Origin of the sequence: Microvirga sesbaniae (assembly GCF_025460805.1) — a bacterium.
Taxonomy (GTDB): Bacteria; Pseudomonadota; Alphaproteobacteria; order Rhizobiales; family Beijerinckiaceae; genus Microvirga; species Microvirga sesbaniae.
This window is the reverse complement of record NZ_JAMXFJ010000002.1, coordinates 409,821-432,553: the sequence shown is the minus strand read 5'-3', so window position 1 is coordinate 432,553 and position 22,733 is coordinate 409,821. Positions and strand designations below refer to the sequence as shown.

18 protein-coding genes and 1 other RNA gene are annotated in these 22,733 nt (G+C 67.3%); 13 read left to right on the top strand and 6 right to left on the bottom strand.

The genetic code is table 11. From position 1 onward, the window contains the following. Positions 1–75: 75 nt before the first annotated feature. The 4 genes from OCW50_RS04635 to metH all read left to right on the top strand — a co-directional run bounded on the left by OCW50_RS04635 (position 76) and on the right by metH (position 7,560). On the top strand, positions 76–1,554 hold the full coding sequence (locus OCW50_RS04635) for an AMP nucleosidase (protein ID WP_262268152.1): 1,479 nt from the start codon (positions 76–78) through the stop codon (positions 1,552–1,554). Between the two features lie 231 nt (positions 1,555–1,785). Next, positions 1,786–2,799: an ArsR/SmtB family transcription factor gene (locus tag OCW50_RS04630; protein ID WP_262296700.1), complete on the top strand. Its 1,014-nt coding sequence runs from the start codon at positions 1,786–1,788 to the stop codon at positions 2,797–2,799. Further along, positions 2,799–3,704, top strand: coding sequence for a methylenetetrahydrofolate reductase [NAD(P)H] (gene metF, locus OCW50_RS04625; RefSeq protein ID WP_262268154.1), 906 nt, complete (start codon positions 2,799–2,801; stop codon positions 3,702–3,704). The genes OCW50_RS04630 and metF overlap by 1 nt, the downstream gene beginning before the upstream one ends. A 100-nt stretch (positions 3,705–3,804) precedes the next feature. After that, positions 3,805–7,560 carry a methionine synthase gene (gene metH / locus OCW50_RS04620; RefSeq protein ID WP_262296603.1) on the top strand — a complete coding sequence of 1,252 codons (3,756 nt, stop codon included), beginning with the start codon at positions 3,805–3,807 and terminating at the stop codon, positions 7,558–7,560. Positions 7,561–7,737: 177 nt separating this feature from the next. Here the strand turns inward: metH and OCW50_RS04615 are convergent, their stop codons facing one another. The 6 genes from OCW50_RS04615 to OCW50_RS04590 form a co-directional block, all read right to left on the bottom strand. Continuing rightward, positions 7,738–8,970, bottom strand: a complete 1,233-nt coding sequence (locus OCW50_RS04615; RefSeq protein ID WP_262296602.1) for an ABC transporter permease — start codon at positions 8,968–8,970, stop codon at positions 7,738–7,740. Further along, on the bottom strand, positions 8,967–9,689 hold the full coding sequence (locus OCW50_RS04610) for an ABC transporter ATP-binding protein (protein WP_315974395.1): 723 nt from the start codon (positions 9,687–9,689) through the stop codon (positions 8,967–8,969). The genes OCW50_RS04615 and OCW50_RS04610 overlap by 4 nt, the downstream gene beginning before the upstream one ends. Positions 9,690–9,700: 11 nt before the next feature. Next, entirely contained in the window at positions 9,701–11,125 is a 1,425-nt protein-coding gene (locus OCW50_RS04605; protein ID WP_262296601.1) for an efflux RND transporter periplasmic adaptor subunit, read from the bottom strand. 81 nt (positions 11,126–11,206) lie between these two features. After that, complete coding sequence (locus OCW50_RS04600) at positions 11,207–11,974, bottom strand: N-acetylmuramoyl-L-alanine amidase (RefSeq protein ID WP_262296600.1); 768 nt, start codon at positions 11,972–11,974, stop codon at positions 11,207–11,209. A 4-nt stretch (positions 11,975–11,978) separates the two neighbouring features. Further along, complete coding sequence (locus OCW50_RS04595) at positions 11,979–12,704, bottom strand: TerB family tellurite resistance protein (RefSeq protein WP_262268159.1); 726 nt, start codon at positions 12,702–12,704, stop codon at positions 11,979–11,981. Positions 12,705–12,791: 87 nt separating this feature from the next. Continuing rightward, positions 12,792–13,070, bottom strand: coding sequence for a YMGG-like glycine zipper-containing protein (locus tag OCW50_RS04590; RefSeq protein WP_213561655.1), 279 nt, complete (start codon positions 13,068–13,070; stop codon positions 12,792–12,794). Between the two features lie 294 nt (positions 13,071–13,364). On the opposite strand from OCW50_RS04590, the gene OCW50_RS04585 reads away from it, so the two are divergent. The 9 genes from OCW50_RS04585 to mraY all read left to right on the top strand — a co-directional run bounded on the left by OCW50_RS04585 (position 13,365) and on the right by mraY (position 22,728). Further along, positions 13,365–14,150, top strand: coding sequence for a lytic transglycosylase domain-containing protein (locus OCW50_RS04585; protein WP_262296599.1), 786 nt, complete (start codon positions 13,365–13,367; stop codon positions 14,148–14,150). Between the two features lie 70 nt (positions 14,151–14,220). Next, positions 14,221–14,614, top strand: an RNA gene (gene rnpB / locus OCW50_RS04580) — RNase P RNA component class A. A 310-nt stretch (positions 14,615–14,924) separates the two neighbouring features. Next, on the top strand, positions 14,925–15,422 hold the full coding sequence (mraZ, locus tag OCW50_RS04575; protein ID WP_262296598.1) for a division/cell wall cluster transcriptional repressor MraZ: 498 nt from the start codon (positions 14,925–14,927) through the stop codon (positions 15,420–15,422). Further along, positions 15,419–16,468 (top strand): 16S rRNA (cytosine(1402)-N(4))-methyltransferase RsmH, encoded by a 1,050-nt coding sequence (rsmH, locus tag OCW50_RS04570; protein WP_262296597.1) that lies wholly within the window; start codon positions 15,419–15,421, stop codon positions 16,466–16,468. Before mraZ ends, rsmH begins: the two co-directional genes overlap by 4 nt. Beyond that, a complete protein-coding gene (ftsL, locus tag OCW50_RS04565) occupies positions 16,465–16,860 on the top strand; it encodes a cell division protein FtsL (RefSeq protein ID WP_262268163.1) in 396 nt (131 codons plus the stop codon). The genes rsmH and ftsL overlap by 4 nt, the downstream gene beginning before the upstream one ends. A 146-nt stretch (positions 16,861–17,006) precedes the next feature. Beyond that, complete coding sequence (locus tag OCW50_RS04560) at positions 17,007–18,743, top strand: peptidoglycan D,D-transpeptidase FtsI family protein (RefSeq protein ID WP_262296596.1); 1,737 nt, start codon at positions 17,007–17,009, stop codon at positions 18,741–18,743. After that, positions 18,740–20,209, top strand: coding sequence for a UDP-N-acetylmuramoyl-L-alanyl-D-glutamate--2,6-diaminopimelate ligase (locus OCW50_RS04555; RefSeq protein WP_262296595.1), 1,470 nt, complete (start codon positions 18,740–18,742; stop codon positions 20,207–20,209). The genes OCW50_RS04560 and OCW50_RS04555 overlap by 4 nt, the downstream gene beginning before the upstream one ends. Next, positions 20,206–21,639, top strand: coding sequence for a UDP-N-acetylmuramoylalanyl-D-glutamyl-2,6-diaminopimelate--D-alanyl-D-alanine ligase (locus OCW50_RS04550; RefSeq protein ID WP_262296594.1), 1,434 nt, complete (start codon positions 20,206–20,208; stop codon positions 21,637–21,639). The genes OCW50_RS04555 and OCW50_RS04550 overlap by 4 nt, the downstream gene beginning before the upstream one ends. A gap of 3 nt (positions 21,640–21,642) precedes the next feature. Beyond that, on the top strand, positions 21,643–22,728 hold the full coding sequence (mraY, locus tag OCW50_RS04545) for a phospho-N-acetylmuramoyl-pentapeptide-transferase (RefSeq protein ID WP_262268166.1): 1,086 nt from the start codon (positions 21,643–21,645) through the stop codon (positions 22,726–22,728). Positions 22,729–22,733 lie beyond the last annotated feature (5 nt).

Sequence of the window (22,733 nt, the reverse complement as noted above, 5' to 3'; positions counted from 1 at the left end):
GCTCGCCGGGGAGTTGGGTTCTGCCCCAAAACGGTGTATGACCCTTGAGGCACGAGACATCAGAAGAGAGTCCACGTGCCAGCCGATCACATCTCCACATTCCAATCCGTTGCCACGCCTGAAGAAGCCGTCGACCGGCTCATCGCGCTTCACGACAGCGCCATCGAGGCGCAGCGCCAGGCTCTCGAGCATTTCTTCTCCACCGGAACGCCGCCCACGCCATTCGAGCGGTCGCGCTTCCGCTATCCGGAGCTGCGCCTCGATTACCGGTCGACCTCTCTTCCACCGGTCAAGCAGCGCGCCTATGCCAAGTTCCAGGGCCCGGGCGTCTACGCCACCACGATCACCCAGCCCGCGTTCTTCCGGAACTACCTGCTGGAGCAGCTGAACTATCTCGTGCGCGATTACGGCGCCACCATCGAGATCGGCGTCAGCGACCAGGAAATTCCCTATCCGTATGTCTTCGAGCGTGGGGACGAACTGGGCCGAGGGGCCCACTCGGCGTCGGAGCTCGCGCAGCATTTCCCGACGCCGCTCCTCGCCAAGGTGGGCGACGAGATCGCCGATGGAACCTGGGTCTTCCATGAGAACGAGGCCCGGCCCCTGGCGCTCTTCGATGCGGCCAGGGTCGATTATTCGCTCCGCCGCCTCGTCCATTACACCGGCAGCGACTGGCGCAGCCTGCAGCCCTGGATCCTGCTCACCAACTATCACCGCTATGTCGACCAGTTCATCCGCTGGGCCGTGAAGGAGATGGCGGATCCGGACGGGCCCTATACCAGGCTCCTGCTGCCCGGCGGCATCAGCATCGAGCGGGGCCTGGACGAAGCCGCCGTCGAGGACCTCATCGGGTCCTCGCCCTGGCACCGGTTCCAGATGCCGGCCTATCACCTGATGCGAAAGGACGGCCAGGGCGTGACCCTGGTCAATATCGGCGTCGGACCCTCGAACGCGAAGAACATCACCGATCACCTGGCGGTGCTGCGGCCCCATTGCTGGCTCATGGTCGGCCATTGCGGGGGGCTTCGCCAGTCCCAGTCCATCGGCGATTACGTGCTGGCCCACGGCTACCTGCGGCGCGATCACATCCTCGACAGCGCCGTGCCGCCTGAAATCCCGATCCCGGCCCTGGCCGAAATTCAGGTCGCCCTGCAGGATGCCGCGGTTCAGGTTACGGGCGAGCGCGGCGAGGAGCTGAAGCGGCGCCTGCGCACCGGCACGGTCGTGACCTACGACGACCGGAACTGGGAGCTGCGCTGGAGCCAGGAGCGGCGCCAGATCAACCTGTCCCGGGCCATCGCAGTGGACATGGAGAGCGGCACCATCGCGGCCCAGGGGTACCGCTTGCGGGTTCCCTACGGCACCTTGCTCTGCGTCTCGGACAAGCCGCTGCACGGGGAGATCAAGCTGCCGGGTGCGGCCAACGCCTTCTACGAGCGCGCCGTGAGCGAGCATCTCATGATCGGCCTGGCGGCGCTCGACATCCTGAAAGGGCAGCGCTCCTCGCTGCATTCCCGCAAGCTGCGCAGCTTCGACGAGCCGCCGTTCCGTTAGGCGGTTCCAGTCGGGAGCCGACTGGCACCGGCTGCCAAATGCTCTGGTCGATCCGCACGCCCACGGGGCGCACACCCACGGGGCCGCGCTCGCCGCGGCCACGCTCGCCGTATGGAAACCATCGCCGGGGACGTCCGGAAGGCCGGCCCAGAGATGAGGTCCATGACATCGCTTGCTCTCTCGTCAAAATACATATAAACATATCTTTATATGTAGGAGCGAGAATTGGCCGTGCCCGACACCCTGTCTCCATCACTGGATCTGACCCTGGATGTCCTTCGGGCCGCCGCCGAGGAGACGCGCCTGCGGATCCTGGCGCTGCTGACCGAAGGTGAACTGTCCGTTTCGGACCTCACGGACATCCTTGGGCAGTCCCAGCCGCGCATCTCCCGTCATCTCAAGCTTCTCGTCGAGGCGGGTCTCGTGGAGCGGCACCGGGAAGGGGCCTGGGCGTTCTTCCGGCTCACCGACCGGGGCGTCGCCTTGCGAATCATCCGCCCGACCCTGGAGAGCCTGGACCGGTCGGACCCGCAACTTCTGGAAGACAGGACCCGCCTCGAAGCCGTGCGGGCCCAGCGCTCCCAGGCCGCCCAGGCCTTCTTCTCCCGCCTGGCGCCGGATTGGGACCGGATCCGGTCCCTCCACGCGCCCGAAGCGGTGGTCGAGGCATCCGTTCTCGATGCTCTGGGCCCGGCCAGGATCCGGAACCTCGTCGACCTGGGCACGGGCACCGGGCGCATGCTGCAATTGCTGGCCCCCCGGGCCAGCCGCACCGTGGGGCTCGATGCCAGCCACGCCATGCTGTCCGTGGCGCGGGCCAACCTCGAGAAGGCCGGCCTCAGAGGAATCGAGCTGCGCCAGGGCGACATCTATGCGCCTCCATTCCCCCGCGACACATTCGATCTCGTCATCATCCATCAAGTGCTGCACTACCTCGACGATCCGGCCCGGGCGATCCGGGAGGCTGCGCGCCTGGTGGCGCCGGGCGGACGCATCCTGGTGGTCGATTTCGCCCCGCACAACCTCGAGTTCCTGCGCGAGGCTCAGGCCCATCGCCGCCTCGGCTTCGCTCCCTCCCAGGTCGCCGGATGGCTCGACGAGGCGGGGCTCGACTGCACCCTCACCCGGGAGATCGCTCCGTCGAGGACAGCCGACGAGCAGTTGACCGTATCCCTTTGGCTTGGCCAGGATCGCCGTGTGGTGACGGATTGGCCCTTGAGTGAACCCGACAGAGAGGTCGCCTGATGTCACCGCTTACGCTCCGCCCCAGCCGGCAGGTCGCCCGTCCGATCAAGGTGTCCTTCGAGTTCTTCCCGCCCAAGACGCCCGAGATGGAGCAGACCCTCTGGGCGTCGATCCAACGTCTGGCTCCGCTCAATCCGCAATTCGTCTCCGTGACCTACGGGGCCGGCGGCTCCACCCGTGAGCGCACGCACGCCACCGTGTCACGCCTCGTGCAGGAGACGCACCTCAAGCCGGCCGCGCATCTCACCTGCGTGGCGGCCACGAGGGCAGAGGTCGACGACGTCGTCCGCTCCTACTGGGATGCGGGCGTGCGCCACATCGTGGCACTGCGCGGCGATCCCGCGTCCGGCATCGGCACGGCCTACGAGCCGCATCCCGGCGGCTATGAGCGGACTTGCGATCTCGTCGCCGGCATCAAGGCCATCGGCGATTTCGAGGTCTCCGTGTCGGCCTATCCGGAGAAGCATCCCGAGGCGGCCTCGCTCGACGCGGACATCGATGCTCTGAAGGCCAAGGTCGATTGCGGCGCGGACCGCGCCATCACGCAGTTCTTCTTCGACAACGATCACTACTTCCGCTACCTCGACCGCGTCCGCGCCCGGGGCATCGACATTCCGATCGTGCCCGGCATCGTGCCGGTGCAGAACTTCAAGCAGACGGCGAACTTCGCGTCGAAGACCGGTGCGAGCGTGCCGGACTGGCTGGCCGCCCGCTTCGAGGGGCTGGAGAGCGACGTGGAGACCCGCAGGCTCGTCGCCGCGGCCGTCGCGGCCGAGCAGGTGATCGATCTCGTCGATCGGGGCGTCGACGAGTTCCACTTCTACACCATGAACCGCGCCGACCTGGTCTATGCCATCTGCCATCTGCTCGGCCTGCGCGACCAGAGCGTAAGGGCCGCGGCCTGAGTTTCCGATGCCCGGCTCGGCCGGGCATTCACATCCGCATCATGAAACGAGAATCGTCGGCCGGCGAGACCTCGGCCACGATCACGAGAGAACAGACCGAATGACCGCGTATACTCCTCGCCCCGCCAACGGCGCCGACGTGATCAAGGCGCTTCGCGAAGCCGCCTCCAGGCGGATCCTCGTGCTCGACGGCGCGATGGGAACGGAGCTGCAGCGCTCCCGCTTCACGGAAGAGGATTTCCGGGGCGAGCGCTTCAAGGACTGGAAGCAGGACGTCCGCGGCAACAACGATCTGCTCATCCTCACGCAGCCCGATGCGGTGCGCAACGTGCACCTCGATTATTTCCGCGCGGGCGCCGACATCGTCGAGACCAACACCTTCTCCGGCACCTCCATCGCCCAGGCCGATTACGGCATGGAAGAGATCGTCTACGACCTGAACTTCGAGGGCTCGCGGCTCGCGCGCGAGGCCGCGCTGATCGCCGAGAAGGAGGACGGCCGCCGCCGCTTCGTCGCGGGAGCCATCGGTCCGACGAACCGCACGCTGTCGATCTCACCCGACGTGAACAATCCGGGCTATCGCGCCGTGACCTTCGATCAGGTTCGCGACGCTTACGCCGAGCAGGTGAGGGGGCTCGTCGACGGCGGCGCCGAGATCATCCTCATCGAGACGATCTTCGATACCCTCAACGCCAAGGCGGCCATCGTGGCGACCCATCAGGTCTTCGCCGAGAAGGGCGTGACGTTGCCGATCATGGTCTCGGGCACGATCACGGATCTGTCCGGCCGCACGCTGTCGGGCCAGACGCCGACGGCGTTCTGGCATTCGGTGCGTCATGCGGAGCCGTTCTCCATCGGGCTCAACTGCGCCCTCGGCGCCCGCGAGATGCGCGCCCATATCCAGGAGATCGGCAAGGTTGCCGACACGCTCGTCTGCGCCTATCCGAATGCCGGCCTGCCCAACGAATTCGGTCTCTACGACGAGCGCCCCGAGGCGACGGCCACGATGCTGGCCGAGTTCGCCGATGCGGGTCTCGTCAACGTGGTCGGCGGCTGCTGCGGCACGACGCCCGACCACATCCGGGCGATCGCGGAGGCCGTTGCCGGCAAGGCCCCGCGCGCGGTGCCGAAGGTGCAGCCGCTCATGCGCCTGTCGGGACTCGAGCCCTTCGTCCTGACCTCGGACATTCCCTTCGTGAACGTGGGCGAGCGCACGAACGTCACGGGTTCGGCCAAGTTCCGCAAGCTCGTCACCAACGGCGATTACGCCGCCGCCCTCGATGTCGCGCGCGACCAGGTGGCGAACGGCGCCCAGATCATCGACGTCAACATGGACGAGGGCCTGCTCGATTCCGAGAAGGCCATGGTGGAGTTCCTCAACCTCGTGGCGGCCGAGCCCGATATCGCCCGCGTGCCGGTGATGGTGGATTCCTCCAAGTTCCACGTGATCGAGGCCGGCCTCAAGTGCATCCAGGGCAAGGCCATCGTGAACTCGATCTCCATGAAGGAGGGCGAGGCATCGTTCATCGAGCACGCCAGGATCTGCCGCTCTTACGGGGCAGCCGTCGTCGTGATGGCCTTCGACGAGCAGGGCCAGGCCGATACGCTCGAGCGCAAGGTCGAGATCTGCACCCGCGCCTATCGGATCCTCACGGAGCAGGTCGGCTTCCCGCCGGAGGACATCATCTTCGACCCGAACGTGTTCGCGGTCGCCACCGGCATCGAGGAGCACAACGGCTACGGGGTCGCCTTCATCGAGGCGACCAGGATCATCCGGGAGACGCTGCCGCACGCGCATATCTCGGGCGGCGTGTCGAACCTGTCGTTCTCGTTCCGCGGCAACGAGCCCGTGCGCGAGGCCATGCACTCCGTGTTCCTGTTCCATGCCATCAAGGTCGGCATGGACATGGGCATCGTGAATGCCGGCCAGCTTGCGGTGTACGACGAGATCGATCCGGAGCTGCGCGAGCTGTGCGAGGACGTGGTTCTCAACCGCCGTCCCGACGCGACGGAGCGCCTGCTGGAGGCCGCGCCCCGCTTCAAGGGCGATGGATCCGGTGCCGCGAAGACTGCCGATCTCGAGTGGCGCTCCTGGCCCGTCGAGAAGCGGATCGAGCACGCGCTCGTCAACGGCATCACCGAGTTCATCGAGCTGGACACGGAGGAGGCCCGCCAGGGCGCCGAGCGCCCGCTGCACGTCATCGAAGGCCCGCTCATGGCCGGCATGAACGTGGTGGGCGATCTCTTCGGCGCCGGCAAGATGTTCCTGCCGCAGGTGGTGAAATCCGCCCGCGTGATGAAGCAGGCGGTCGCCTATCTGATGCCGTTCATGGAGGCCGAGAAGGAAGCCTCCGGCGTCACCGAGCGGTCCGCCGCCGGCAAGGTGCTGATGGCGACCGTGAAGGGCGACGTGCACGATATCGGCAAGAACATCGTCGGCGTCGTACTCGCCTGCAACAACTACGAGGTCCTCGACCTCGGCGTCATGGTGCCGGCCCAGAAGATCCTGGAGACGGCCCGCCGGGAGAAGGTGGACGTGATCGGCCTCTCGGGTCTCATCACGCCCTCGCTCGACGAGATGGTGCATGTGGCGAGCGAGATGGAGCGCGAAGGCTTCGACATCCCGCTGCTCATCGGCGGCGCCACCACGAGCCGCGTGCACACGGCGGTGAAGATCCACCCGAACTACAAGAAGGGGCAGGCCGTCTACGTGACCGACGCCAGCCGCGCGGTGGGCATCGTGTCCTCGCTGCTGTCGTCCGAGATGAAGGACGGCTACGTGGAGACGCTCCGTTCCGAGTACCGCAAGGTGGCCGAGGCGCATGCCCGCTCGGAGGCGGACAAGCAGCGCCTGTCCCTCGAAAAGGCCCGTGCCAACAGGCTCGCGCTCGACTGGGCGTCCTATCAGCCGCCGAAGCCCACCTTCACCGGCGCGCGCGTGTTCCGCAGCTACGATGTGGGCGAGCTCGTGCCCTATATCGACTGGACGCCGTTCTTCCAGACCTGGGAGCTGAAGGGCCGCTTCCCGGCGATCCTCGAGGACGAGAAGCAGGGCGAGGCCGCGCGGCAGCTCTGGGAGGACGCTCAGGCCATGCTCAAGCAACTCGTGGACGAGCGCTGGTTCAATCCGAAGGCCGTCATCGGTTTCTGGCCGGCCAATGCGGTGGGCGACGACATCCGACTCTACACAGGCGAGAGCCGCAAGGAGCAGCTCGCGACCTTCTACGGCCTGCGCCAGCAGCTCTCGAAGCGGGACGGAAAGCCCAACATCTGCCTGTCCGATTTCGTCGCCCCGGTGGAGAGCGGCAAGCCCGACTGGGTCGGCGCCTTCGTGGTGACGTCCGGCATCGAGGAGGTGCGCATCGCGGAGCGCTTCGAGCGCGCCAACGACGATTACCGTTCGATCCTGGTCAAGGCTCTTGCCGACCGCCTGGCGGAAGCCTTTGCCGAGCGCATGCACGAACGCGTGCGCCGGGAGTTCTGGGGCTATGCGACGGACGAGAACCTCAGCAACGAGGGGTTGATCGGCGAGGAGTACCAGGGCATCCGCCCAGCGCCCGGCTATCCGGCGCAGCCCGACCATACGGAGAAGGCGACCCTGTTCAGCCTGCTCGGGGCCGAGCGCAGCATCGGCGTGACGCTCACCGAATCCTACGCCATGTGGCCGGGTTCGTCCGTGTCGGGTCTCTACCTGTCGCATCCGGACGCCTATTACTTCGGCGTCGCCAAGGTCGAGCGCGATCAGGTCGAGGATTACGCCGCCCGCAAGGACATGAGCGTCACCGAGGTCGAGCGCTGGCTCGCCCCGATCCTCAACTACGATCCGGCGCGCTACCGCGTGATGGCGGCGGAATAAGGCTGCTGCGACCCTGCTGCGTCATGGTCGGCCTCGTGCCCGCCGTCCCATGGTCTCACCGACACTCTCCACGTCATGGCCGGCCTCGTGCCGGCCATCCCGATCGGAAGAACGCCCCGCCTCGAACAATCGAGATCACCGGGACGAGCCCGGTGATGACGCGCGTGAGCGGCGTCCTCACTCCCGCCGCAAGGCTTCGATGGGGTCGAGCCTCGCGGCGCGTTGCGCCGGGTAGAACCCGAAGAAGATGCCCACCAGGGCCGAGAAGCCGACCGCCACGATGATGGCATTGGTGGACACGAGCGAGGGCCAGCCGGCGAGCTGCGCCACCAGATAGGCGGCTCCGGCGCCGAGGCCGATGCCCAGCGCCCCGCCGATGGTGGAGAGCGTCGTCGCCTCGATCAGGAACTGGCTCAGGATGTCGCGCGGCCGTGCGCCGACGGCAAGCCGCAGGCCGATCTCGCGGGTGCGCTCGGTGACCGAGACCAGCATGATGTTCATGATGCCGATGCCGCCCACGAGCAGGGACACGGCGGCCACGGCGGCGAGCAGCATGGAGAGCGTGTTGGCGGAGGCGGACGCCGTGTTGGCGATTTCCGTCAGGTTGCGGATCGAGAAATCGTCCTCCTGCTCGCCCGTGATGCGGTGACGCTGGCGCAGCAGCTCCGTCATGCTGGCGATGCCGGGCTCGATGTCGCTCTCGTCGGCGAACTTCACGAAGATCGAGCCGACCGATCCGTCCTTGGCGTAGTTGCGCCCGATCACACGGCGGCGGCCCGCGTCGAGGGGCACGAAGACCACATCGTCCTGGTCCTGACCGAAGGCCGATTGCCCTTTCGACGCCATGACGCCGATGACCCGGAAGGGCACGTTGCGCACGCGCACGATCTGGTCGATGGGATCGTCCTCGCCGAAGAGGTTGCGGGCGACCGTCTGGCCCAGCAGGATCACGATGTCGCCGCGCCGGACCTCTTCCGGATCGAAGGTGCGGCCGGTGGCGACGTCCCATTCGCGGGCGGAGAACCAGTCCCGGTCGATGCCGTAGATGCGCGTCGCCCAGTTGCTGCCGCCGGCCACCACCTGGGCGCCGCCCTGCACGAAGGGCGCGGCCGCCACCACGCCGTCGACCTCTCGACGGATCGCGTGCGCGTCGTCGTCCGTGAGGGAGGAGGCCGCACCGGCGCCGAGGCGTGCGCCGCCCTGGGTGACATTTCCGGGCGTCACGATGGCGAGGTTCGCGCCGAGCGAACGGATCTGTTGGTCGACGAGATTGCGCGCCCCGGAGCCGATCGCCACCATGGCGATGACGGCCGCGACCCCGATGACGATGCCGAGCATGGTCAGAAGACTGCGCAGGGCATTGGCCGCGATGGCCGAGAATGCGGACCGGATGGCCTCGATCAACCTCATTCGGCGGCCTCCCGGGCGAGGGCGCGCGCATCGACCGGGACTTGGCGGTGATCCTCGGTCACGCGGCCGTCCCGGAAGCGGATCAGCCGGTGCGCGTGGCGTCCGACCTCGGCATCGTGCGTCACGAGCACGATGGTGACGCCCTCGCGGTTGAGCTCCTGGAACAGGGCCATGATCTCGTTGGCCGTGCGGCTGTCGAGGGCGCCGGTCGGCTCGTCGGCGAGGAGCAGGCTCGGGCCGTTGACGAGCGCGCGTGCGATGGCGACGCGCTGCTGCTGTCCGCCGGAGAGCTGCATGGGGCGGTGATGCGCCCGCTCGGCGAGGCCGACGCGGCCGAGCGCATGCAGGGCGCGCTCGCGCCGGGTCCTGCGGTCGAACCCCGCATAGACCATCGGCAGCTCCACGTTGCCGAGCGCGTCGACGCGGGGCAGGAGGTTGAACTGCTGGAAGACGAAGCCGATCTCGCGGTTGCGAAGGCGCGCCAGGCCGTCCGCGTCGAGGCGCTCGACCGCCGTATCGGCCAAGCGGTAATGGCCGGTGGTCGGCTTGTCGAGGCAGCCGACGAGATTCATGAACGTGGACTTGCCCGAACCGGATGGGCCCATCACGGCCACGAAATCACCCTTGTCGATGTCGAGCGACACGGAATCCAGAGCCACGACCCGGCCGGCGTCGAGATCGTAGACCCGTCTCAGGTCGCGTGTTTCGATGAGAGCCACGGGGCACTCCACTAGAACATGCGCGGGGGGCGGGGGCGGCGGTTCGAGGCCGGGCCGTTCGCATCCTCCCCGGCATCCTGGCGCTGGGCCCCGACGATGATGGCCGCGCCCTCCTGCACGTCGCCGCGCAGGATCTCGGTATAGGTTCCGTCCGTCGCGCCGAGCCGCACATGCACGGCCTCGGGCCGGCCGTCCTGGGCGACCCGGTAGATGCGCCCGTCCGCACCGTCCTCCGGCTGCGCCGGCGCATCGCGGTCGCGCGCGCGCCGCCGCGGCGCCTGGCCGTTCGGCTCGCTCGACGCGACGGCGATCGGCGGGCGGAAACGCAGGGCAGCGTTGGGAATGCGCAGCACGTCTTCCCGCTCGTCGGTGACGATCTGGAGGTTTGCCGTCATGCCGGGCAGGAGCGCCTGATCGAGGTTGCGCACGCCGATGACGGCCGTGTAGGTGACCACGTTCTGCACCGTCTGGGCGGACAGGCGCACCATCCTGACGCTGCCCTCGAAGACGCGGTTCGGATAGGCGTTCACCGTGAAGGTCACCTTTTGGCCGTCCTTGATGCGGCCCACGTCGGCCTCGTCGATATTGGCGTAGATGTCGATCTCGCGCAGGTCCTGCGCGATGGTGAAGAGCGTCGGGGCCGACAGGGAGGCGGCGACGGTCTGGCCGAGCTCGATGTCCCGCTTCACCACGACGCCGTCGACGGGCGACTTGATCTCCGTGCGGGCGAGGTCGATCTCGATGTCCTTGAGCTTCGCCTGCCGCTGCAGGATGATCGCCTCGGCGGATTTCACCCCCGCCTCGGCGAGGGCGAGGTCAGCCCTGAGCCCGTCCGTCTCGGCCCTGTTCGACGCGATCTGCGCGTCGGCCGAGACGAGGTTCGCCTTCTGGATGTCGACCTGCGTTCCGGCCTGCTCCAGGGCCGTCTGGGTTCCCACCGCCCGGGTGGTCAGCTCCTTCTGCCGGTCGAGGGTGCGCTGCGCGTCCGCGAGCTGCGCCTGCGTGCGGTCGCGCTGGGCCGCGAGATCGTTCGCCTGCGCCTGCGAGCGCTGCAGCGCCGAACGGGCCTTGTCGATCTGCGCGCGCTTGGTGTCGAGATCGGCCTTCGCCTGGGCGAGGTCGGCGAGCGCCGCGTCGCGTCGCGACTTGATCTGCTCGGCATAGAGGCGGGCCACCACCTGGCCTTCCTTCACCGGGGTGTTGTAGTCGGCCAGGATCTCGACCACCTGGCCGGAGAGCTGCGAGCCGACCAGCACCGTCGTGACCGGGTTGAGCGTGCCGGTCGCGCGCACGCTCGCCGTGATCGGGCCGCGATCCACCGCGCCGAGGCGGTAAGCCTGATCGGACGCGTTGCCGCCCGTGGGCGTCCACAGCACGAAGCCGGCGGTGCCCGCCACCAGGACGATGCCGATCAACCACAACCAGACGCGACGCACCGAAAAGCCCTCTCCACCACATGGACTGTCATGAAGGGCGATTGTGGCCGATTTTCCGGGACGTTACGAGTTAACTCTTTGTCATGCGGCGCCCTGCGGCCGCGCGGCGATCAGGTTGCGCAGGGTCATGATCGTCGAGGCATCCGCCACCCCGTCGACGCGCTCGGGCCGGAAGTGACGCTGGAAGGCCGCGACCACCTTTTCGGTGTCCTCGTCGAACACCCCGTTGATCCTCACCCCGTAGCCGTACATGGCGAGCATCGCCTGCAGGGCCTCGATGGGCATGCCCTGGTCTCCCCGGGAAAAGAAGCGGCCGTCGCTCGTGGCCGAGGGCGCGACCCAGTGGCCGACGCCAGCCTCGTGCAGGCGCTGCCAGGGAAAGAGCTCGCCCGGGTCGACCTTGCGGCCCGGAGCGACGTCGGAATGGCCGAGCACCCGCGTGGCCGGAATGCGCCAGCGGGCGACGATGTCCCGGGCCAGGGCCGCGACGCTTTCGATCTGCGCGTCCGGGTAGGGCGGCAGGCCGCCCGGATGGCCCGGATTGGCGATCTCGATGCCGATGGAGCAGGAATTGATGTCGTTGTCCCCGTCCCAGGAGGAGAGCCCGGCGTGCCAGGCCCGGCGCATCTCGGGAACGAGCTGCAGCACGCGCCCGTCGCCGAACACGAAGTAATGGGCGGAGACCTGCGAGACCGGATTGCACAGCCATTGCAGGGCCTCGCTCTCGTCCGGCATGCCCGTGTAGTGGAGGATCAGCATGCTGGGGCGCTGGCCGTCCTTGCGCTCCCCGTGATTGGGCGACGGGAACACCTTGCCGGCGACCGGGCTTTCCGGGGCGAGAGCGCTCATGCCGTCACCGGAGGTTCCGCTCGGCCGCGATGCGTTCCCAGGCTGCGTTGATGGCGGCCACGCGTTCGGTCGCGATCTTGACGGCTTCCGGCGGCAGGCCGCGGGCGATCTCCCGGTCGGGATGGTTCTCGGCCACGAGCCGGCGGTAGTGGCGCTTGAGCTCCTCGTCGCTCATGCTCCGGTCGGCCTTGAGGATGAGGTAGGGATCGTCCGGGCGCCTGACGTGCCGGGCCGCGACGCGCTCGAAATCCTTGTCGGAGAAGGCGAAGATCGTCGCCACGTCCCTCAGATAGGCGTATTCCGCCTCATGGATCGCCTCGTCGGCCTTGGCGATGTGGAACAGGCCGTCGAGCACATCCTCGAGCAGGGCGGGCTCGTCCTTGAACGCGTCGCCGATCTGACGGGCGTAGGACTCGAAGCCGTCCGAGGTCTGCATGGCGAGGTTGAACAGGCGCTCCACCTTGCCGTGTTCGCTGTCCGGCACGTCCACGATCTGCTCGAAGGCCCTGACCTCGACATCGACCACGACGCCGTCCGCCTTCGCCATCTTGGCCGCGAGCGCCACGAGACCCATGGTGAAGAGCACGTCGCGCGGCGGCTTCCCGAAAGGAGCGCCCTCGCGGTCAATGAGAACGTGGCCGGCCACACCACCCAGGAGGGCTCCGATCGGCCCGCCCAACGCGAGCCCGATACCGGCGCCACCCAGCTTACCCCAAATCGACTGAATCATCGTGCGACTAGTCGTACGCTCAAGTGCGGGCAAAAGGAAAGGGGCCGGGAATGTCCCGACCCCTGAAATCCAACCGTGGACGCGCGATCAGCGGCAGTAAACGTTGCCGTAGACGTCCTGATAAGTACCGTAGGGGCAGGCCGGGCGGGCCGGGGCGGTCGATGCGCCGACGATCGCGCCACCGGCGGCACCGATGGCCGCGCCCGCCAGGGCGCCGCTGCCACGACCCGTGGCTGCACCGCCAATGGCCGCGCCAGCAAGGCCGCCGATCGCAGCGCCGCCCACTGCGCGCTCGCCCGGGGTGTTGCAGGCTGCCATCGAGAGGGTGAGGGCACCGGCGGCAATGGCTGTCATGATCTTCTTCATGGAGGCTTCCCTGTTGTTGAGCGGGCGGTAGGCTGCCCGGTCCTGTTTAGCTTGACCTTACGCTGTCGCCAACTCCTGGGCGGAGAAAGAGTTCCTCCCCGTTCCGCATAAGCGGAGGAAAATTCTTGCCGTTCGCCTGAGGCTAGAAACGGCCCGCAAAGCCAGGAGTCCTCAAGGTTACACAGCCAAGCTTGAACGTATTCTGAACAAATATGCGGCTTGATGTGCCACATCTTCGCCCTAATTGGCCTCCACCGACCGCACCTTCCGATTTGTGCCGGCTGGAGTTTCGGTTTGACTTGGCAACATCTGCTCAGAACCCTTGCAATTGCCTCTGCTGGAGCTGCGGCCCTGCTTCTGGCCGCCGAAGCTCGGGCCGAAGGAGGTCATGATGGTGCGGTCATTTCTCCCGACAAGGCCGCTGAGTTCCTGAGCGCGGCCGCCGCCGAGGCGACAGCCGCCGCGGAGGAGGCCGTCGAGGCGGCCGAGGCGCAGAAAGGTTCGAAGGCCGTCAAGGGAGCGAGCCGGAGGAAGGCGAAGGAAGCCGCCGCTGCCGCCAAGGCTCAGGACGGCAAGGTTCCGGACGCCAAGCCGCTGTCCCGGATGGCCGTGGAGGCGGCCGCCCTGTCGGAGGACGAGACCGCATCCGTTCCCGCGACGCCCGTGGACGCCGCGCTGAAGCTGCGGTCATCGGACTCCGCCCGCGGCACCGCTCTCCGGCCGATGATCGTCCGCTATGCGTCCGAGAACGGCCTTCCCTACGAACTCGCGGATGCCGTCGTCCGGCTCGAGAGCCGCTACAATGCCGGCGCGCGCAACGGCCCCAATTTGGGCCTCACCCAGATCAACGTCCGCACGGCGCAGTCGCTCGGCTATCAGGGGCCGGCTGCCGGCCTGCTCGATGCGGAAACCAATCTCCGGTATGGTTTGAAATATCTCGCCCGAGCCTACAAGCTTGCCGGTGGCGATACCTGCGGCACCATCCTGCGCTATCAGTTCGGACATCGCGCGCAGACCATGACCGGCGCGTCGCGCGCCTATTGCGCCAAGGTGAAGGTGATCACCGCCGCGGCCGACTAGCGCACCGGCCGCTCGGCATCATGCGCAATGCCCTTGACGGGCAGGGGCATTTGGCACCACATCCTCACCGTCAGCTGGCCGGGCGGCCGCTTCGAGTTCGCTCGGGGAGGAAAGTCCGGGCTCCATGGAAAGCAAGGTGCCGGATAACGTCCGGCGAGGGTAACCTCAGGGAAAGTGCCACAGAGAGCAGACCGCCCCGCGAAGGTTCTCGGACCTCGGGGTAAGGGTGAAAGGGTGCGGTAAGAGCGCACCGCGGACGCAGCAATGCGCACGGCAGGGTAAACCCCACCAGGAGCAAAACCGAATAGGGACGACAGGCGTTCGCGCCAGGCCCGCTTCCAGGCCCGTCGTCCGGGTTGGTTGCTTGAGGCGGTCAGCAATGACCGTCCCAGAGGAATGGCCGCCACGTCCAAGGTCTTAGACTTTGGGCCCTACAGAACCCGGCTTACAGGCCGGCTGACCCCATCTTTCCACAGGCGGAATTTTGCAGGAAAGCGGAGCAAACCATTGCTCCGCTTACGATTCATTAACCGTAAATGCGTCTCATGGGGAATGCATGCCGCGACGCATGTCCCCCACCTCCGTTCCGTTGACGCCCATATTATCCCATGTTATCCCAAACCATCCCGTCGACGGTGTCTTCCGAAGGGAGCGTCAAGCACTCAAGAAATGCTGGCGTTCAGCTTCGGGAAGTAGCGTCACCACCGGCTGCGGGAGGCGGATCCTCAAGGTCCGCCGGGGGGCTGACAATCAGGAGCGTGCGAGCTGCGGCCAATGAACCGCTTCGTGTCCAATTTCACCAACAAGTTGGATTCGAAGGGTCGCGTCTCGATCCCGGCATCCTTCCGGGCCGTATTGGCCAAGGATGGATTCGAGGGGCTCTACGTTCATCCGGCGCTGGACGCGCAGGCCCTGGACGCAGGCGGCAACGTGCTTCTGAACGAGATCGATGCGTTCTTGTCGACGCTGTCGCCCTATTCGGACGAGCGGGATCAGCTGTCGACGGCGTTGTTCGGGACCAGCGAGATTCTGAAGGTCGATCCGGAGGGGCGTGTCATCCTGACGGATACGGTAAAAGTTCATGCCGGGATTGGCGATACGGTGACGTTCGTCGGACTCGGTCACAAGTTCCAGATTTGGGAGCCCGAGCGCTTCCGTGCGCACTTGGAGGAGGCGCGCACGAAGGTCCGAGACCTGAAGAAGGCATTGGGAAGCCGGATTGCGGAGCCAAGGCTAGTGCAGAATACCTCACCAGGAGTACGGGAACGATGATGGGACGCGGCGACGGCCCAGGAGCCGGAGCCGCTGGCGGACCGTCCCGTCACGTTCCTGTGCTCCTGGAGGAGGTTGGCGCAGCGCTCGACGCGAAGCGCGGCGGTGCTTTCATCGACGGAACGTTCGGTGCCGGCGGCTACACCCGGGCCATTCTCGATGCCCATCCCCAGAACAAGGTCATCGCCATCGATCGCGATCCGGATGCCATCGCGGGCGGGGCGTCTCTCACGGCGAAGTTCAAGAAGCGCCTGATCCTCGTCCCAGGACGGTTCGGCGACCTCGACGAGATCGCGCACGCGCAAGGTTTCGAGAGCGTCGACGGCGTCGTGCTCGACATCGGCGTGTCGTCCATGCAGCTCGATCAGGCCGAGCGCGGCTTCTCGTTCCGCAACGACGGTCCGCTCGACATGCGCATGGAGCGCAACGGTCCGAGCGCGGCCGATCTCGTCAACGAATCCAGCGAGGCGGAACTCGCGGACATCTTCTATCATTACGGCGAGGAGCGGCGCGCGCGCGCCGTGGCGCGCGCGGTCATCGAGATGCGCCGCCGCCAGCCTTTCGAGACCACGCGCCAGCTGGCGGATCTCGTCGCCTCGCTGATCCGGCAGGAGCCCGGCGGCATCCATCCGGCCACGCGCGTGTTCCAGGGCCTTCGCATCGCGGTCAACGACGAGCTCGGCGAGCTGGTACGCGCCCTGCACGCGGCCGAGCGCATTCTCAAGCCCGGGGGCCGCCTCGTCGTCGTCACGTTCCACTCGCTCGAAGACCGCATCGTGAAGCAGTTCCTTGCGGTCCGCACCGGGCGCGCGGCCACGGGCTCGCGCCATCTGCCGACGGCGGCCGCGCCCGAACCAACCTTCGAGGCGATCACCAGAGGTCCCGTCGGACCGGGTGACGACGAGCTGGCGCGCAATCCGCGGGCTCGGTCGGCCAAGCTGCGGGCCGGCGCGCGCACGGACACGCCGCCGCAGGAGCCATTGAGCGCCATCACCATGTTGGCCGAGTTGCCGCAGACGGCTGAAAAACGGGGAGGGCGCCGATGATCCGGCTGCTCCACATCATCGCGATCTCTGCTCTCATCGCATCGGCAGGCTATGCCTATTCGATCAAGTACGACACGCTGTACTATGCCGAGCAGGTGGCGAAGCTGAAATCCAAGGCGCAGCGCGAACGCGAGGCCATCGCGGTTCTGCAGGCCGAATGGCAGTATCTCGATCGCCCCGACCGACTTCAGGAGGCGGTCGACAAGCATCTCGATCTTCAGCCTCTGAAGATCCAGCAGCTCGCGCGTCTGTCCGACCTGCCGAACCGGCCTTCGCGCGAGGACGAGATCGGCCGCAAGCTCGAAGCGCTCGGTCTTCTCGAGCCGACGTCGACTCCGAAGGACAAGAATTCGGACGCCCGCACCCCGACGACCCAAACTCCGAAACGGTGAGCCTCGTGTTGCAAGAGCCCCAAACCGAATGGCAGGGTACGAGCCTTCCTGATCCCGCGGCGGACCCTGCGGCGGATTCCGCCCTTGGGATCGGCCAGTCCATACATCCCGATGGCGCACCTGCGCGGCATCCGGGACGCGCTCCCTTGTCCGCGCGACGCGTCGGACGCGGCGTGCTCGGCCATGCCCGCGAGCTGTTTCGCCTGCGCCATGACAAGAGCACCTCGCGGGTGGGTCTCGCAGCCGCCTGCTTCGTCGGCCTGTTCAGCCTCATCGGAGGCCGCCTGATTTTTCTTGCGGTGACGAGCGAGAACACGAGCGAGGTGCGCCGCGCCGCGTCGTCCGAAATTTCCGCAGCCCGTCCCGACATCATCGATCGCAACGGCGAGATCCTCGCCACCGACGTGAAGATGGTGTCCGTCTTCGCCGAGCCGCGCAACATCGTCGACAAGGACGAGGCGGTCGAGCTGCTCACCGCCGTCTTGCCGGACCTCGACGCCACGGACCTGCGCAACAAGCTCAGCACCAAGAAGGGCTTCGTCTGGGTCAAGCGCGAGATCACGCCGCGCCAGCAGGCGGAGGTGCATCGCCTCGGCATCCCGGGCATCGGCTTCCTGCCGGAGAACAAGCGCGTCTATCCGAACGCGGAGGCCGCCGCCCACGTGCTCGGCTTCGCCAACGTGGACAACGTGGGCATCGCCGGGATGGAGAAATACATCGACAGCATGGGCCTGCAGGATCTCAACGGCGCGGGGTTCAACATCTCGGCGGCCGACCTCAAGCCCATCCAGCTGTCCCTGGACCTGCGCGTGCAGCATGCGCTGCGCGACGAGCTCGTCAAGGGCATGGCCAAGTACAAGGCCAAGGCGACCGCGGGCGCGATCCTGGACGTGAACACGGGCGAGATCATCGCCCTCGTGTCCCTGCCGGACTATGATCCGAACAATCCCGTCGATGCGCTCGACAAGGACCGGATCAACCGCATCAATGTCGGCGTGTTCGAGATGGGCTCGACCTTCAAGGCGCTGACCGTCGCGATGGCGCTCGATTCCGGCAAGTACAACATCAACTCGACTTTCGATGCGCGCTCGGGCCTGCGCTACGGCAAGTTCACCATCGGCGACTACCACGCGACGCACCGGGTGCTGAGCACGCCGGAGGTGTTCGTCCACTCGTCCAACATCGGCACCGCCCGCATGGCGCTCGGCATCGGCGTGGAGGGGCACAAGGCCTTCCTGCGCAAGATGGGCCAGCTCACCCGCCTCGAGACGGAGCTGCCGGAAAGCGCCCTGCCGATCGTTCCGCCCCGCTGGGGCGAGCTCAACACCATGACCATCGCGTTCGGCCACGGCCTCGCGGTCGCGCCGCTGCAGGCGCTCGCGGCGGTGGGCGCGCTGGTCAACGGCGGCGTGATGATCAAGCCCACCTTCCTGAAGCGCGATCAGGAGGAGGCGCGCAAGACCGCCCTTCAGGTGCTCAAGCCCGAGACCAGCGAGGCCATGCGCTATGTGATGCGCCTCAACGCCTCGGTGCCGGAAGGCTCGGCGAGCGCCGCCGCCATCGCGGGGTTCTTCGTGGGCGGCAAGACCGGTACGGCCGAGAAGGTGATCAACGGCCGCTATTCCAAGAACAAGAACTTCACCACCTTCACGGCGGTGGTGCCGGCCGACAAGCCGAAATACGTGTTCCTCACCATCATGGACGAGCCGCAGGCCGTGGAAGGCACCTACGGGTTCTCGACCGCCGGCTGGAACGCCGGTCCGGTGACCGGAAACGTGGTCGAGCGCGTGGCGCCGCTGCTCGGCGTGCCGCCGCGCTTCGAGCCGCCGCAGCAGCCGTTCCCGCTCATGTCGCGCCTCGGCGCCTGGGGCAGCAACCGATGAGCGCACGCACCATGCATCTCGGCGACCTTCTCGATCTGGCGCAGGGGCATGACCATGCCCCTCTCGCCGTCTCAAGGATCGCCTCGGACAGCCGCAAGGTCGAGCCCGGCACCCTGTTCTTCGCCGTGCCCGGCACGAAGGTGGACGGCATGAGCTTCGTGCCGCAGGCCGTGGCGGCTGGCGCCGTCGCCGTGGTGGGCGAGGCCGCGCGCCCATCCGATCTGCCGGCCTCCGTGGCTTATGTCCAGGTCGGCGACGTGCGCCGCGCCCTGGCGCTCGCGGCGGCGCGCTTCCATCCGAACCAGCCCGAGAAGGTCGTGGCCGTCACGGGCACGAGCGGCAAGAGCTCGGTGGCCGACTTCACGCGCCAGCTCTTCGCGCATCTGGGTTTCAGGTCGGCGAGCGTGGGCACGCTCGGCATCATCACGTCCGACGGCGCGGCTTACGGGTCGCTCACGACGCCGGATCCGATCTCCCTGCACGAGGGCTTCGACCGCCTGGCGAAGGACGGCGTCACGCGGCTTGCCATGGAAGCCTCCTCGCACGGCATCGACCAGCGTCGCCTCGACGGGGTGCGGCTGCACGCGGCAGGCTTCACCAATCTCGGCCGCGATCACCTCGACTATCACGCCACTACCGAAGCCTATGCCAAGGCGAAGATGCGCCTGTTCGACACGCTTCTGCCCGCCGATGCGCCGGCGATCGTCAATGCGGACGGTCCCTATGCGGACGTGTTCCTGAACGGGATCCGCGAGCGCGGCCTCGAGGTCCTCACCACGGGCCGCGCGGGCGAGACCCTTCGTCTCGTCGAGGCGCGCGCGGACGGCTTCACGCAGGCCCTGATCGTCGAGGCCTTCGGGAAGACGCTCCGGACGGTGCTGCCGCTCCTCGGCGCCTTCCAGGTCGAGAACGCCCTCGTGGCCGCGGGCCTCGTGCTCGCCGTCGAAGGCGAGGGCAGGGTCGAGGACGTGTTCGAGGGCTTCCGGACCCTCAGGGGCGTGTCCGGGCGCCTCGAGCAGGTGGGCGAGGTCGACGGCGCCATCTGCATCGTCGACTACGCGCACAAGCCCGATGCGCTCGCCCATGTGCTCGACGCCCTGCGCCCCTTCGTGAAGGGGCGCCTCGTGTGCATCGTCGGCTGCGGCGGCGACAGGGACAAGGGAAAACGTCCGCTCATGGGACGCATCGCCTCCGACAAGGCGGATATGGTCATCGTGACGGACGATAATCCTCGCTCCGAGGATCCGGCGGCGATCCGCGCCGAGGTGCTGCAGGGCGCGCCCGGTGCCCGCGAGATCGGCGACCGCGCCGTGGCGATCCGCACGGCCGTGAGCGAGCTTCGAGCGGGCGATATTCTGGTCGTGGCCGGCAAAGGTCATGAAACGGGCCAAATCATCGGCGACCGGACCCTGCCGTTCTCGGACCACGACGAGGTCCGGGCGGCCATTGCGGAGAGGCAGGGATGAATTCGCCCCTTTGGACATCGGACGAGATCGCGGCCGCCACCGGGGCCCGCATCGGCGCGGGCTTCGCGCAGGGCACGGGCGCGTCCATCGATACGCGCACGCTCGAACCGGGCGATCTCTACTTCGCCATCAGGGGCGATGTGCATGACGGCCACGATTTCGTTCCGGCGGCGCTCGAGAAGGGCGCGTCGGCCGCCGTCGTGTCCGAGGAGAAGGCCAGCGCCTTCGCGGATTCCGATAGGCTCGTCGTCGTGCCGGACGTGCTCGAGGCCATGCGCCGGTTGGGCCGCGCGGCCCGGGCCCGCACGGATGCGAAGATCGTCGCCATCACCGGGTCGGTCGGCAAGACCGGCACCAAGGAGGCGATGCGCCTCGCGCTCTCCCGCCAGGGCGCGACCCATGCGTCGGTCGCCTCCTACAACAACCATTGGGGCGTGCCGCTGACCCTCGCGCGCATGCCGCGCGAGACCGATTTCGGCGTGTTCGAGATCGGCATGAACCACGCCCACGAGATCCTGCCGCTCACCGGCATGGTCCGTCCGCACGTGGCGGTGATCACCACGGTCGAACCCGTGCATATCGAGTTCTTTCCGTCGCTCTGGGGCATCGCGGACGCGAAGGGCGAGATCTTCTCAGGGCTCGAGCCCGGCGGAACCGCGGTGATCAACCGTGACAACGCGTATTTCGAGCGCATGCGCGCTCATGCCTCCGCATCCGCGGCGGGCCGCGTCGTCACCTTCGGCGAGCACGAGGCTGCCGACATCCGGGCCCACCGGATCATCGTCAAGCCCGATCACTCGGTCGTGGACGCTACGGTGTTCGGCCAGCCCCTGACCTACCGGATCGGCACGGCGGGCCGGCACATCGCGCTCAATTCCCTGAGCGTGCTCGCGGCCTCTCACGCGCTCGGCGCGGATCTCGCCCTGACGGCCCTGTCGTTCGCCGAGATGAAGCCGCCCGTGGGCCGCGGCGAGCGGACGATGCTCGCCATCGGCGACAGCGAGGCCCTGCTGATCGACGAGAGCTACAACGCCAACCCGGCCTCCATGCGGGCGGCGCTGGCCAATCTCGGCGCGGTCGAGCTCGGACGCGGGGCGCGGCGCATCGCCGTTCTGGGCGACATGAAGGAGCTCGGCGAGACGGGCCCGCGCCTGCACGCCGAGCTCGCGGAGGCCGTCGAGGCGAACAGGATCGATCTGCTGTTCGCCGCCGGCCCGCTGATGCGAAATCTCGTGGACGCCCTGCCGAAGGCCAGGGTCGCGGCTCACGTCCAGACCTCCGCCGAGCTGGTCGACGGGGTCGTGTCGGCGGTGCGCTCCGGCGACGCCGTGACGGTCAAGGGCTCGCTCAGCATGAAGATGGCCCTCGTCGTCAAGGCCTTGAAAGAACGTTACGGCGCGAGCCCCACCGGCCACGCGCTGAAAGGATGACCGATGTTAACCTGGTTGGCTGAGCTCAGCCCCTATTTCAGCCCCTTCAATATCTTCCGCTACATCACGTTCCGCACCGGCGGCGCGACCGCGACCGCCTTACTGATCGTGTTCCTGTTCGGACCCTGGATGATCTCGCTGCTCCGCCTGCGCCAGGGCAAGGGACAGCCGATCCGCGAGGACGGGCCGCAATCGCATCTTCTGACCAAGCGCGGCACGCCCACCATGGGCGGCCTGATGATCCTGGCCGGCGTGCTGATCTCGACCCTGCTCTGGGCCAACCTCGAGAACCACTATGTGTGGGTCGTGCTGTTCGTCACGGTGGGCTTCGGCGCCATCGGGTTCTACGACGACTACCTGAAGGTCACGAAGCAGTCGCACAAGGGCTTCTCCGGACGCTCGCGCCTCGCCATCGAGGCGCTGATTGCGGCCGTCGCGTGCATCGCGATCTCCTACATGGCGACGCCCGGCCTCGCCAACAAGCTGGCGCTGCCGTTCTCGAAGGACCTGATCTTCAATCTCGGCTGGTTCTACATCGTCTTCGCCGGCTTCGTGATCGTGGGCGCCGGCAATGCGGTCAACATCACCGACGGCCTTGACGGTCTCGCCATCGTGCCGGTGATGATCGCGGCCGGCACCTTCGGGTTCATCGCCTATCTCACCGGCAACGCGGTGTTCTCCAACTACCTGCAGATCCATTTCGTGCCCGGCACAGGCGAGCTCGCCGTGATCTGCGGGGCGCTCATCGGCGCGGGCCTCGGGTTCCTCTGGTTTAACGCGCCGCCCGCCCAGATCTTCATGGGCGACACGGGCTCGCTCGCCCTCGGCGGCCTGCTCGGAACCATCGCGGTGGCGGCCAAGCACGAATTCGTCCTCGCCATCGTGGGCGGCCTCTTCGTGCTGGAGATCATGTCCGTGATCATCCAGGTGAGCTCCTTCAAGCTCACCGGCAAGCGCGTGTTCAAGATGGCGCCGATCCACCACCATTTCGAGCAGCTGGGCTGGACCGAGCCGCAGGTGGTGATCCGCTTCTGGATCATCGCGGTCGTGCTGGCGCTCACCGGCCTCGCCACCCTCAAGCTGCGGTAAGGCGC